The sequence below is a fragment of the Macrococcoides caseolyticum genome (assembly GCF_002902665.1).
GTDB lineage: Bacteria > Bacillota > Bacilli > Staphylococcales > Staphylococcaceae > Macrococcoides > Macrococcoides caseolyticum.
In genome coordinates, this window is record NZ_PPRM01000085.1 from 1 (window position 1) to 12,270 (window position 12,270).

General features: G+C 37.5%; 14 protein-coding genes. All 14 read left to right on the forward strand.

Going from position 1 to position 12,270, the window contains the following annotated elements; genetic code table 11:
* Window positions 1-64: 64 nt before the first annotated feature.
* Window positions 65-1,117: a M24 family metallopeptidase gene (locus CD152_RS10075; RefSeq protein WP_101140321.1), complete on the forward strand. Its 1,053-nt coding sequence runs from the start codon at window positions 65-67 to the stop codon at window positions 1,115-1,117.
* 24 nt (window positions 1,118-1,141) lie between these two features.
* Entirely contained in the window at window positions 1,142-1,699 is a 558-nt protein-coding gene (efp, locus tag CD152_RS10080) for an elongation factor P (RefSeq protein ID WP_012657079.1), read from the forward strand.
* A gap of 119 nt (window positions 1,700-1,818) precedes the next feature.
* The gene (gene accB / locus CD152_RS10085; RefSeq protein WP_101141554.1) at window positions 1,819-2,256 is read left to right on the forward strand and encodes an acetyl-CoA carboxylase biotin carboxyl carrier protein; all 438 of its coding nucleotides are present in this window, start codon (window positions 1,819-1,821) and stop codon (window positions 2,254-2,256) included.
* 1 nt (window position 2,257) lies between these two features.
* Window positions 2,258-3,607 (forward strand): acetyl-CoA carboxylase biotin carboxylase subunit, encoded by a 1,350-nt coding sequence (accC, locus tag CD152_RS10090; RefSeq protein ID WP_101141552.1) that lies wholly within the window; start codon window positions 2,258-2,260, stop codon window positions 3,605-3,607.
* A gap of 85 nt (window positions 3,608-3,692) precedes the next feature.
* Window positions 3,693-4,040, forward strand: a complete 348-nt coding sequence (locus tag CD152_RS10095; protein WP_012657076.1) for an Asp23/Gls24 family envelope stress response protein — start codon at window positions 3,693-3,695, stop codon at window positions 4,038-4,040.
* Between the two features lie 42 nt (window positions 4,041-4,082).
* Entirely contained in the window at window positions 4,083-4,475 is a 393-nt protein-coding gene (nusB, locus tag CD152_RS10100) for a transcription antitermination factor NusB (protein WP_101141550.1), read from the forward strand.
* Window positions 4,476-4,483: 8 nt separating this feature from the next.
* Complete coding sequence (xseA, locus tag CD152_RS10105; RefSeq protein ID WP_165980770.1) at window positions 4,484-5,812, forward strand: exodeoxyribonuclease VII large subunit; 1,329 nt, start codon at window positions 4,484-4,486, stop codon at window positions 5,810-5,812.
* A gap of 12 nt (window positions 5,813-5,824) precedes the next feature.
* Window positions 5,825-6,025, forward strand: coding sequence for an exodeoxyribonuclease VII small subunit (gene xseB, locus CD152_RS10110; protein WP_041636019.1), 201 nt, complete (start codon window positions 5,825-5,827; stop codon window positions 6,023-6,025).
* A complete protein-coding gene (locus tag CD152_RS10115; RefSeq protein WP_232237455.1) occupies window positions 6,018-6,872 on the forward strand; it encodes a polyprenyl synthetase family protein in 855 nt (284 codons plus the stop codon). The genes xseB and CD152_RS10115 overlap by 8 nt, the downstream gene beginning before the upstream one ends.
* A 93-nt stretch (window positions 6,873-6,965) precedes the next feature.
* Complete coding sequence (gene dxs / locus CD152_RS10120) at window positions 6,966-8,849, forward strand: 1-deoxy-D-xylulose-5-phosphate synthase (protein ID WP_101141545.1); 1,884 nt, start codon at window positions 6,966-6,968, stop codon at window positions 8,847-8,849.
* Window positions 8,836-9,672 carry a TlyA family RNA methyltransferase gene (locus tag CD152_RS10125; RefSeq protein WP_101141543.1) on the forward strand — a complete coding sequence of 279 codons (837 nt, stop codon included), beginning with the start codon at window positions 8,836-8,838 and terminating at the stop codon, window positions 9,670-9,672. The genes dxs and CD152_RS10125 overlap by 14 nt, the downstream gene beginning before the upstream one ends.
* Window positions 9,673-9,749: 77 nt before the next feature.
* On the forward strand, window positions 9,750-10,202 hold the full coding sequence (gene ahrC, locus CD152_RS10130) for a transcriptional regulator AhrC/ArgR (RefSeq protein WP_086038766.1): 453 nt from the start codon (window positions 9,750-9,752) through the stop codon (window positions 10,200-10,202).
* 12 nt (window positions 10,203-10,214) lie between these two features.
* The gene (gene recN / locus CD152_RS10135) at window positions 10,215-11,882 is read left to right on the forward strand and encodes a DNA repair protein RecN (protein ID WP_101141541.1); all 1,668 of its coding nucleotides are present in this window, start codon (window positions 10,215-10,217) and stop codon (window positions 11,880-11,882) included.
* Window positions 11,883-11,894: 12 nt separating this feature from the next.
* Window positions 11,895-12,200 (forward strand): response regulator, encoded by a 306-nt coding sequence (locus tag CD152_RS10140; RefSeq protein WP_103214744.1) that lies wholly within the window; start codon window positions 11,895-11,897, stop codon window positions 12,198-12,200.
* The last annotated feature ends 70 nt before the right edge of the window (window positions 12,201-12,270 follow it).

Below are 12,270 nucleotides of genomic sequence, written 5' to 3' on the forward strand. Positions count from 1 at the left end.
ATACTATGTTAACATGTATATATTCAGAAAATATAGTTAAAATATATATACAAAGGAGAAAAACATGAAAATAGAAAAAGTCAGACATTTATTAGAAGAAAAGCAGTTGGACGCGGTCGTAGTACTTTCATCACATAACAGAAGATATTTATCTGGATTTACAGGTAGTAGTGCGGGGTTGATCATCAGTAAGGAAAGAAACATACTTGTTACAGATTTCAGATACATAGAACAAGCAACGAAACAGGCACAATCTTTTGAAATCGTAAAACAAAAAACGTCTTTACTAGATATGATAACTGAAGTAATTAAAGAGTTGGAATTGAAGACAGTAGGATTTGAAGGAAATCTTGTCACGTATCAAGATTACATGCACCTTGCAACAGGTGCAGAGCTTGCTGATGTTACTGGTGAAATTGAAAAGATTAGAATGATAAAAGAACCATTTGAAATTGAACAGATTCAAAAAGCTGCTGATATCGCAGATGCTACTTTTGACTACATTTTACAGATTACAAAACCTGGTGTAACTGAAATGTATCTAAATAATGAGATGGAGATGAAGATGAGAGCATTAGGTGCTACAAGTTCTTCTTTTGAAACAATTGTCGCATCAGGTATCAGAGGTGCATTACCGCATGGTGTTGCAAGTAATAAAGTGATCGAATCTGGTGAAATGATTACATTTGATTATGGTGCACTTTATGAAGGTTATATTTCGGATATTACGCGAACGATTGCAGTCGGAGAGCCACAAGAAGAGATGGTTAAAATCTATAACATTGTTTTAGAATCGCAGCTTAAAGCACTTGATGAAATTAAACCTGGTATGACTGGCGTTGAAGCGGATAAAATTGCGAGAGACGTGATCGCAGGATATGGTTATGGAGACGCATTTGGTCATAGTCTTGGACACGGTATTGGACTTGAAGTGCATGAAAACCCTATGCTTTCACAACATTCTCCTCATACTTTGGAAGAAAATATGTGTGTCACCCTTGAACCTGGAATCTATGTGCCAGGTCTAGGTGGTGTTCGTATAGAAGATGATGTTTTAGTCACTAAAAATGGTCTAAAGCGCTTTACACATTCCACAAAAGACCTTATTATTTTATAGTAGGTATATTGAGGAGGAAAATTCATGATTTCAGTAAATGATTTTAAGACAGGTTTAACAATCGAAGTAGATAATGGTATATGGCGTGTTATTGAATTCCAGCACGTTAAACCAGGGAAAGGTGCTGCATTTGTACGTTCAAAGCTAAGAAATTTAAGAACAGGTGCAATCCAGGAAAAGACGTTCCGTGCAGGAGAAAAAGTTGGAAAAGCTCAAATTGACAACAAACGCATGCAGTATTTATATGCTTCAGGCGATCAGCATGTATTTATGGATACTGAATCATATGAACAGATTGAATTATCTGAGGATACAATTGAATATGAATTAAAGTTCCTTAAAGAAAATATGGAAGTTCATATCCAAATGTATGAAGGGGAAACGTTAGGTGTTGAATTACCGAATACAGTGACGCTTCAAGTTACTGAGACTGAACCTGGTATTAAAGGTGATACAGCTCAAGGTGCGACGAAAGCTGCTACTGTTGAAACTGGATACACATTAAACGTACCTTTATTTGTTAATGAAGGGGATACATTAATTATCAATACAACAGATGGTTCTTACGTATCTCGAGGGTAATTTTTATGAAAGACATGTTTTTATACATGTCTTTTTTATTTTTATTGTTGAATTGGTCAGACCACTAGTTTACAATTGATTAGTAGCTAGTCTTAAAACTATGTATAAAGGAGTATTTTATGAATCTTGAACATATAAAAGTACTGATTGATATGGTCGATAGATCAGAAATCACTGAATTTAACTATGAAGATAAAGAAATGAAGGTTGTATTGAAGAAAGAAAAAGAAATTAGAGAAAGCGTAACAATGCCTGTAAAACATTTGACGCAAGAGCAAATTCAAGTTAAAGAGCCAGCATCAACTGATGAATTTATTGAGGATGCGATTACGATAAACGCACCGATGGTCGGAACATTCTATAAATCTCCTTCTCCTGAAGCGGATCCTTATGTAAAAGTAGGGGATAAAGTAAAGAATGATAGTATTGTGTGCATTTTAGAGGCAATGAAATTGTTTAATGAAATCCAGGCAGAAGTAAGTGGCGAGATCATTGAAATTCTAGCTGAAGATGGTCAGCTGGTAGAATATGGTCAACCCCTGTTCAAGGTGAAGTAATATGAAGAAGGTATTAGTAGCGAATCGAGGAGAAATAGCGGTACGTATCATTCGAGCCCTTAAAGATTTAGGAATCCAGTCCGTTGCCATCTATTCAGAAGCTGATAGAGATGCACTACATACACAGCTTGCTGATGAGGCATATTGTGTAGGTCCAAAACAATCTAAAGATTCTTATTTGAATATCCCGAACATATTGATGATTGCAAGTAGCACAGGATGTGATGGGATTCATCCAGGTTATGGCTTTCTAGCAGAGAATGCACGGTTTGCTGAAATGTGTGAGGCATGTCAAATTAAGTTTATCGGTCCAGGTCATCAATCAATCAGTAAGATGGGAATCAAAGATGTTGCTAAAAAAGAGATGATAAAAGCGGGTGTCCCAGTGGTACCTGGAAGCGATGGCTTACTGGAAGATGTTGAAAGTGCACTAAAACTTGCTGAAACCATGGGCTACCCGGTTATAATTAAAGCGACTGCTGGCGGTGGTGGTAAAGGCATACGTGTTGCCAGAAATGAGCAGGAGTTAAGAGATGGTTATCGTATGACAGAACAAGAGGCTGAAACGGCCTTTGGTAATAAAGGATTATACTTAGAAAAGTTTATAGAAAATTTCCGTCATGTAGAAATTCAGGTCCTTGCGGATCAATATGGTAATACACTGCATTTTGGGGAACGCGACTGTACGATCCAGCGTCGTATGCAGAAACTCGTCGAAGAAAGTCCTTCGCCGTATATTGATGAAGCTACGCGATATGCGATGGGTCAGGCAGCGATTAATGCAGCAAAAGCTGTTAACTATGAAGGTGCCGGAACTGTTGAATTTATATATGATATAGATGCGAAGCAATTTTATTTTATGGAGATGAACACGCGTATTCAAGTTGAGCATCCAGTTACAGAGATGGTGACAGCGACAGATCTTGTTAGATGGCAGATAAAGATTGCGGGTGGTGAAAGACTTACGATGACCCAAGAAGAGATAAAGTTTAACGGTCATGCGATTGAATTTAGAATTAATGCAGAAGATCCATATCATAACTTTATGCCTTCTCCAGGGTTAATTACCCAGTATATTGCTCCTGGGGGATATGGTGTCAGGGTAGATTCGGCATGTTACACAAACTACAGCATTCCACCTTTTTATGATTCGATGGTTGCAAAGCTTATCGTTCATGATAAAGACCGAGAAACCGCACTAAATTCAGCGTATCGAGCGCTCTCGGAATTTATTATATTAGGTATCGATACAACGATTCCATTCCATATGGCATTAATTCAGAACAGAACATTTCGTTCGAATGACTATAATACTAAATTTCTTGAGGAAAACAATATATTGTCAGATTAAAAACGCGTTTAGCATTTTTTAATTTCTGTTTTTATTTTATAATAAATTCATGGTATAGTTATTGTTATAGACAGGAGGTTATGTCATGATCGAAACAAATAAAAAAGGTAATCTTGGAACAGTCGAAATTGCGCCAAGTGTTATTGAACTCATTGCCTCAATTGCAGTTTCAGAAGTGAAAGGTGTGTCACTTGTACAAAAAAGTAAATCTTTAGAAAAGCTTGGTGTTAAAAATCAACGTGGTGTACAAGTTGATACGAAAGATGACACGATAGTTTTAGATGCATACTGCGCATTTGACTATGGTACAAAGATTGCAAAGACTGCTACACTTGTACAAAAAGCAATCAAGAACGCACTAGGAAATATGACTGCGATTGAGCCGTCACAAATAAATATCCATATTGTAAATGTAAAATTTAAAGAGAATTAATCAGGGATGCTTGCATCCCTTTTTGATTGAAGGAGAAACTTTATGTCGAGAACAGAATCTAGAGAACATGCGATACAAATATTATTTCAGATAGAGAATGAAACGCACGAAATATCAGTGGAAGATGCAACACGTTTTATCGTGGAACCTCCAAACAGAGATGTATTTGCTGATGAATTAGTTCATGGTGTCATTTCAAAACAAAATGAACTGGATGACAAGATTACGCCACACCTGAAGTCATGGGCATTAGAGCGACTCAATAAAATTGACCGTATTATACTGAGATTAAGTGCATTTGAGTTACTGTATACAGATGCACCAGAAAAAGTGATTGTCAACGAAGCGGTGAACTTAGCAAAGAAATTTAGCGATGATGAGAGCTATAAGTTTATCAATGGAGTTTTGAGTGAAATTATTAAAAATAAGGCGTAGTGATAATTATGGAGAAGTATCTAAGTGTAAGTGCATTAACGAGATATATCAAAACAAAGTTTGATAAGGATCCTTATTTAACTGAAGTCTATATTAAAGGTGAACTGTCAAACTTTAAGCGTCATTCAAGTGGCCATCTTTATTTTGCATTAAAAGATAATGACGGTGTTATTAGCTGTATGATGTTTAAGCGTGATGCAGCACAGCTTACTTTCTCTCCAAAAGAAGGAGACAGTGTTCTTATTACGGGACGTGTCAGTGTATATGAAGGTAGAGGGAACTATCAACTTTATGCCACAGATATTCGTTTAGATGGTATTGGTGTATTATACGAACGATTAGAAGCTTTGAAGAAAAAGTATTTCGAAAAAGGTTATTTTAATGTAGAAAATAAGAAGCAACTACCAAAATATCCTGAACATATCGCAGTGCTTACAGCAAGTACAGGAGCTGCTGTACAAGATATTAAAACGACGTTATCCAGTCGCTATCCTTTAGCGGAAGTTACGTATATTTCAACAATCGTTCAAGGTGAAGCAGCAAAAGATGATATCGTCAATAACTTAAATACAGCTGACCAGTTAGGCGCGGATGTTATTATCGTGGGACGTGGTGGAGGTTCTATTGAGGATTTATGGGCATTCAACGAAGAAGTTGTCGTCGAAGCGATATATGCATGTAATACACCGGTCATTTCTGCTGTAGGGCATGAAACGGATACTACACTTAGTGACTTAGTAGCAGACCACAGAGCCCCTACTCCGACTGCAGCCGCCGTAATGGCAACGCCAGATAGTAGAGAGCTGCTTGTCGGATTAAAGCAGGTAGATATCACGATGTTGCGCACGATGAACCAAAGAATAAAGCGTAATAATGAACGATTAAATTATCTTTCTTCATATTATATCTTTAAAAACCCATATATGCTGATTGAACAGAAGATGCAGAAACTAGATGATTTTGAGCATAGGATGAAACTTGCATCATTCAGTTTGATCAATCAGAATAAGATGAATTTTCATTTCATTTCGAATAAAATCGATGCACAGAAGCTGAATACGAAATTAAAGTATCAATATGAGCAAATTCATTCGATGCAGAATGTTATGAAGCGAACGTTATCGTATAAGCTGTCAAACTATCATCAGCAGCTCAAACATCAAATTGCTTTACTGTCATCTTTAAGTCCAGCAGAGACTTTATTACGAGGCTATGCGATTGTGAGAAGTGAGGATGAGATTATTAAATCTGTATATGACGTGAAAGAACATGATTATGTAAATATACAGCTTAATGATGGGCGAATTAAGGCAGAAGTGAAGCATATTAATAAATAAGAGGTGATTATCATGGCTAAGACATTTGAAGAAATGATGCAGCAGCTGGAATCAATCGTTAAAGCGCTTGACGATGAACAGGTCAGTCTAGAAAAATCTATAGAATTGTATGAACAAGGTGTAAAATTATCTCATGCCTGCCAAATGAAGCTTACAGAAGCAGAAGCGAAGCTTACTAAGCTGAATAGTGCTGAGGAAACTTCGGATGAATAAACAGTTTCTCCAAGATATTGAAGAAGTGATTTCGGGATTATATAGCGCTAAGGACGGTCGGTTATTTGACTCCATGCGTTATTCATTAAGCGCTGGTGGTAAAAGGATACGTCCTTTATTTGTCTTGACGACAATAGATAGTTTAGGTGGCAATGCTGTTGATGGTTTATCTTTTGGTGTTGCTTTAGAGATGATTCACACGTATTCGCTTATCCATGATGATTTACCTGCGATGGATAATGATGATTATAGACGTGGTAAGTTAACGAATCACAAGCATTTTGATGAGGCAACAGCAATATTAGCTGGGGATGCATTACTGACAGACAGCTTTCGTATGATTACAGAAGGTAAGTTTGATGCAGATATCAAGCTGCCGCTTATAAGTCTGTTAAGTGAAGCTGCCGGCTCTAAAGGAATGGTTTACGGACAGATGCTTGATATGGAAGGCGAACATCAGGCACTCGAACTCAATCAGATGGAACAAGTACATAGTTATAAGACAGGTGAGCTGATCAGAGCAGCATTTGTTGCAGCAGGGATAATCATGAAGCTTACCGATGAAAAGATACAGCTTCTAGACCAAATTGGAAGAAATGTCGGGCTTATGTTTCAAATACAGGACGATATATTAGATGTTGAAGGCTCATTTGAAGAGATTGGTAAACCTGTAGGCAGTGATGTTGAAAATGATAAAAGTACCTATGTTTCATTGCTTGGTCTTGAACAATCTAAAGTGTTGTTGAAAGAAAAATTTGATCATACAGAAAAACTGGTACAAGCATTACGTCCAATTAACGATGGCTTACTACAGCTTATACGATTTATTATGGAAAGAAACAAATAATTAAAGCCTGAGAAGGCTTTTTTTATTTTTCATGACTTACTAAAGCGTGTTATAATAAGGATTACTAAAGTATAGACTGTAGGTGGGGAAGTAATGGACGTTACAAAGATTAAAGATCCTTCCTTTTTAAAGGATTTATCATATGAAGAATTAGACGGATTGAGTCAGGACATAAGAACGTTTCTAATAGAAAAGTGTGCAGTGACAGGTGGACATATTGGTGCAAATCTAGGGGTCGTTGAACTGACGATCGCACTCCATAAAGTATTTAACAGCCCGAAAGATAAATTGATATTTGATGTTGGACATCAGGCATATATCCATAAGATTTTGACAGGTCGAGCAGAGCAGTTCGATACGTTACGTCAATATAAAGGGTTAAGTGGGTTTCCAAAGCTGAATGAAAGTGAGCATGATGTATGGGAGGCAGGTCATAGTTCCACTTCTTTATCAGCGGCGATGGGTATGGCGAAAGCGCGTGATATTCAGCATCAGCATTATGAAGTCGTGCCTATCATTGGAGATGGAGCGTTAACGGGAGGCATGGCATTAGAAGCATTGAATCATATTGGTCATGATAAGACGAATATGACTATTATTTTAAATGATAACGAAATGAGCATCGCACCGAATGTCGGAGCAATGCATAATATGTTCGGAAGATTAAGAACGAACTCGAACTATAATCGTGCTAAAAGTGATGTCGATCTCTTCTTGAGCAAACTTCCAGGAGGACATAAGCTTAGAGATTCGGCAGATCGTGTGAAAGACAGTTTGAAATATCTTGTCGTCAACGGTATCTTTTTTGAAGAGTTAGGTATTAAATATATTGGACCGGTAGATGGCCATAGTTATAAGGAGCTTGAGGAAGCATTACTGACTTCTAAACGCATTGATGGCCCGGTAATTGTTCATGTCATTACGAAGAAAGGGAAAGGCTATCATCCGGCAGAAAATGATAAGATCGGCACATGGCATGGTCTGGGTCCCTATAAACTTGAGACAGGTGAGGTCTTGAAGGGAAGCGCACAAGGCCCTTCTTGGAGTCAGTTTTTTAGTGATACTGTGCAGTCATTTGCAGAAAGAGACAAGACGATCGCGGCCATTACCCCTGCGATGCCTGTCGGAAGCAAACTCACGAAGTTTCAAAAAGAACTTCCGCAACAGTTTTTTGATGTAGGGATAGCAGAACAACATGCGGTTACAATGGCGGCAGGAATGGCAGCTAACGGTATGAAACCTTACGTTGCGATTTATTCGACATTTTTACAGCGAGCATATGATCAAATGCTGCATGACGTGGACAGACAGAACTTACATGTAGTTTTTGGTATCGACCGCTCTGGACTTGTAGGTGCGGACGGGGAAACGCATCAAGGTGTTTTCGATATTTCTTTCTTGACGCATATGCCGAATATGACTGTTATGATGCCGAAGGATGAAAATGAAGCGTATCACCTCCTATATAATGCATTTTACGAATATGAGGGTCCTATAGCAATCCGCTATCCACGTGGTAATGGTTACGGAGTTAAAATAGACTCTATCCCTAATAGTGTGGTGCGTGGTGACTGGGAGGTGCTACATGAAGGTACCGATGTTATCGTTTTAAGTTTCGGTCCGACATTAAAGCTCATTGAAGCGGTTAGAGAAGAACTTCTAAAAGAAGGAGTCAGCATCGAAGTTGTAAATGCGCGTTTTATTAAGCCGTTAGATTACCATTATCTTGCTGCTGCTGCTAAACGTAATATTCCTGTGTTGACGGTAGAAGAAGCGATGCTAAGTGGTGGTTTTGGAGCAGCTGTTAGCAATCACTATTCTGATTTGCACTTGGATGTCCACGTAAAACGTATTGGAATCGATGATGAGTATATAGAGCATGGAGATGTTTCTATGCTGCTCGACGATATCGGTATTAATAAAGCAAACCTTATCCATGAAATAAAGCAGCTGGCGATATCACATGAAGAAAGTTAGGATAGATGAATATCTCGTGGCCCAAGACTATTATCAGACGAAGGATGCTGCAATGCGTGCAATAATGGCGGGACTCGTTTTTGATGATAATATTCGTATTGACACTGCCGGTGAAAAGATTGATCCACTAAAGATAAGAATACGGGTTAAGGATCAACGAAAAAAATATGTAAGTAGAGGCGGACTCAAATTAGAGAAAGCACTACAGCAATTTGATCTCGATATAAATGATCGCGTTCATCTCGATATAGGCTCCTCTACCGGCGGCTTCACAGATTGCGCACTTCAAAATGGTGCCAGACATGTATATGCACTCGATGTCGGAACTAACCAGCTGGATTATCGTCTTCGTATTCATCCGAAAGTCACTGTAATGGAACAGACAAATTTTAGATATGTTTCACGTGATTTATTTAACCCTGTTCCTGACTTTGTAAGTATTGACGTCAGCTTTATCTCTCTATCGCTTATATTTAAGACACTTGTCGATGTTATTAAAGATGACAGTGATATAATTGCGTTGATCAAACCACAGTTTGAAGCCCATAAAGAACAGGTTGATAAAGGCATCGTCAAGTCGAAGGATACACATATAGCTGTTATTCAAAAAGTATTGAACTATGCAAATGATTATGGTCTGAAGCCGCAACACCTTACGTATTCTCCAATCTCAGGGACTAAAGGGAATATTGAATATTTATTGCATCTTAAGTTTGAGAAGGATGCGGTGGATAATCATTCACATAATAGACAGCAAATTTTTAAGGATACTGATATTATATCTGTCATCAATGAAGCTTTTAATACTTTAAACCACTGTTAGGGCAGTGGTTTTTTGATATACAAGGATACATGTCTATGATAGAATGTAATGTATAAATATGCACATGGAGGTGCACAATGGCCAACAAGACGATGCGACAAATTAAAATTAGAGAAATTATTTCTAATCAGCATATTGAAACACAGGAAGAACTAGTAGAAAGATTAAATGAATTCAACCTGAATGTAACTCAGGCAACAATTTCGAGAGATATTAAAGAGCTGCAGCTTATTAAAGTGCCGACAAAGGACGGACAATATGTATATTCACTACCGAGAGATCGCAAGTATCACCCGATTGATAAGCTTGGAAGATATTTGATGGATTCTTTTGTAAAACTGGATGGTACAGACAACTTGCTCGTCTTAAAGACATTACCAGGTAATGCACAATCCATCGGAGCTATTATTGATCAGCTTGAATGGGATGAAGTAATCGGTACAATTTGTGGAGATGACACATGCTTATTAATATGTAGAGACAAATCTGCTGCAGCGCAGGTTACGGAACGTATTTTTAACATGTTATAATGGGGGTATTAGATGCTTGTTTCATTATCTATTCAGCAGTTTGCAATTATTGAATCATTAGAGATTGAACTTAAAAATGGCTTAACAGTATTAAGTGGTGAGACTGGGGCAGGAAAGTCAATTATTATTGATGCGATTGGACAGTTGATTGGAATGCGTGCGAGTCAGACTATGGTTCGTCATGGAGAACAAAAAGCAGTTGTAGAAGGTGTGTTTGATATTGAGAACAATGATAAGGTGATACACCTGCTTGAACAAAAAGAGATACCACTCGATGATTTTATGCTTGTCAAGCGCGAAATTTTTAAAAGTGGTAAAAGCCTTTGTAGAATAAATAACCAGCTGATAACATTAACTGAACTTCGTGAAGTTATGCAAGAACTTCTTGATATTCACGGACAACATGAAACACAGCATCTACTAAAACCGAAATATCATATTATGCTGCTGGATGAATATTCAGAGCAGACTTATCAGAAGTTATATGAAGAATACAGAGCGTATTATTTTGACTATAAAGAAAAACAGAAGGAGCTAGAACAGCTCCAGCAAAAAGATGAAGCACTGCTCCAAAGACTTGATCTTATAAAATATCAATTTAAAGAGTTATCGGACAAAAATCTCGTGGTGAATGAAAAAGAACGTTTGGAAGAAGAGATTAACCGACTTGAAAACTTTGAAAAATTAAACGATGTCCTATCTAAATCGATAACGCTGCTTAATGATGACGGAAAATTACTTGAATTATTGTTTGACTTTAAAGAGCAGCTGGCAGAAGTAAGTGCAATTATTCCTGGAAAGTTTGATAAGACGAAAGAAGAAGTAGAAGGGTTATATTATATTTTAGATGATACAAAGCATATCTTACATGATGCCCTTTCGAACAACGAGTACGACGAACAGGAGCTCAATGATTTACAAGCCCGTCTGAATGATATCCAATTTTTAGAACGAAAATATGGTAAATCTTTAAATGATTTAATACCATTTATTGAGGAGCTACAAGCGGAAATCAATAAAATAGAAAATATTGAAGAATCGACAACACAACTTCACCAGGCTATCGCGCAACTTTACGATAAAGTTATGACTTCAGGGTTACAACTGAGCAAAGCAAGACGACGCGTTGCGCAGAGTCTCAGAGATAACATTTTAGATGAGATCCACCATCTTGAGATGAAAGGTGCAAACTTTGAAATGGCTTTCCATAAAACTGAACCGACAAGTGAAGGGATTGAGTCATTGGAATTTATGATTAGTCCAAATAAAGGTGAACCATTGAAACCCTTATATAAAATTGCTTCAGGTGGAGAGCTTTCGCGTATTATGTTAGCGCTAAAAAGTATCTTTGCAGAATCAAAAGGAAAGACTGCTATCCTGTTTGATGAAGTAGACACTGGCGTCTCAGGTAAAGTAGCACAGAAAATGGCTGAAAAGATGCATGATATATCAGAGTATATTCAAGTAATATGCATATCACATTTGCCGCAGGTTGCTGCTATCAGTGATCATCATCTCTATATAGAGAAGATTGAACATGATGATCGCACAATTACTCAGATTACAGAGCTTGATGGAGAAATGAGGGTTCATGAAGTTGCAAGGATGATATCGGGAGTAGAGGTCACACCGCTAACGCTTGATCATGCAGCAGAATTAATTGCTCAAAACACTAAGTAGAAGAGGGATAATATGGTACTCAAAGTTGCAATAATTGATGATTCAAGAGAATTGGCACTTTCAATTAAGTCTCATCTAGAACAATATGACATGAAGATCGTAGGGATGTGTCATAATGGAAAAGACGCAGTGCACATGATTGAAACGTGTGATTTTGATCTACTTCTACTCGATCTCATTCTGCCGTATATCGATGGCATCGGTTTACTTGAAAAATATATTCCTAGATCTCACGATTATAAGATAATTTGTTTAAGCGCCTTTGGTAAGGATTCAATCTTAAGTGAAGCGATGTCTGAACATCACCCAGTCAAGTAGACACTTAAAAAAATAAAAATTAATTACTCGGCTGTGCTTGTATTAGCGCAGCCATTTTTAATGATATACG

Coding starts and splice junctions, on each gene's coding strand:
- CD152_RS10075 (WP_101140321.1), top strand. CDS start 65: ATGAAAATAGAAAAAGTCAGACATTTATTAGAAGAAAAGCAGTTGGAC.
- efp (WP_012657079.1), top strand. CDS start 1,142: ATGATTTCAGTAAATGATTTTAAGACAGGTTTAACAATCGAAGTAGAT.
- accB (WP_101141554.1), top strand. CDS start 1,819: ATGAATCTTGAACATATAAAAGTACTGATTGATATGGTCGATAGATCA.
- accC (WP_101141552.1), top strand. CDS start 2,258: ATGAAGAAGGTATTAGTAGCGAATCGAGGAGAAATAGCGGTACGTATC.
- CD152_RS10095 (WP_012657076.1), top strand. CDS start 3,693: ATGATCGAAACAAATAAAAAAGGTAATCTTGGAACAGTCGAAATTGCG.
- nusB (WP_101141550.1), top strand. CDS start 4,083: ATGTCGAGAACAGAATCTAGAGAACATGCGATACAAATATTATTTCAG.
- xseA (WP_165980770.1), top strand. CDS start 4,484: ATGGAGAAGTATCTAAGTGTAAGTGCATTAACGAGATATATCAAAACA.
- xseB (WP_041636019.1), top strand. CDS start 5,825: ATGGCTAAGACATTTGAAGAAATGATGCAGCAGCTGGAATCAATCGTT.
- CD152_RS10115 (WP_232237455.1), top strand. CDS start 6,018: ATGAATAAACAGTTTCTCCAAGATATTGAAGAAGTGATTTCGGGATTA.
- dxs (WP_101141545.1), top strand. CDS start 6,966: ATGGACGTTACAAAGATTAAAGATCCTTCCTTTTTAAAGGATTTATCA.
- CD152_RS10125 (WP_101141543.1), top strand. CDS start 8,836: ATGAAGAAAGTTAGGATAGATGAATATCTCGTGGCCCAAGACTATTAT.
- ahrC (WP_086038766.1), top strand. CDS start 9,750: ATGGCCAACAAGACGATGCGACAAATTAAAATTAGAGAAATTATTTCT.
- recN (WP_101141541.1), top strand. CDS start 10,215: ATGCTTGTTTCATTATCTATTCAGCAGTTTGCAATTATTGAATCATTA.
- CD152_RS10140 (WP_103214744.1), top strand. CDS start 11,895: ATGGTACTCAAAGTTGCAATAATTGATGATTCAAGAGAATTGGCACTT.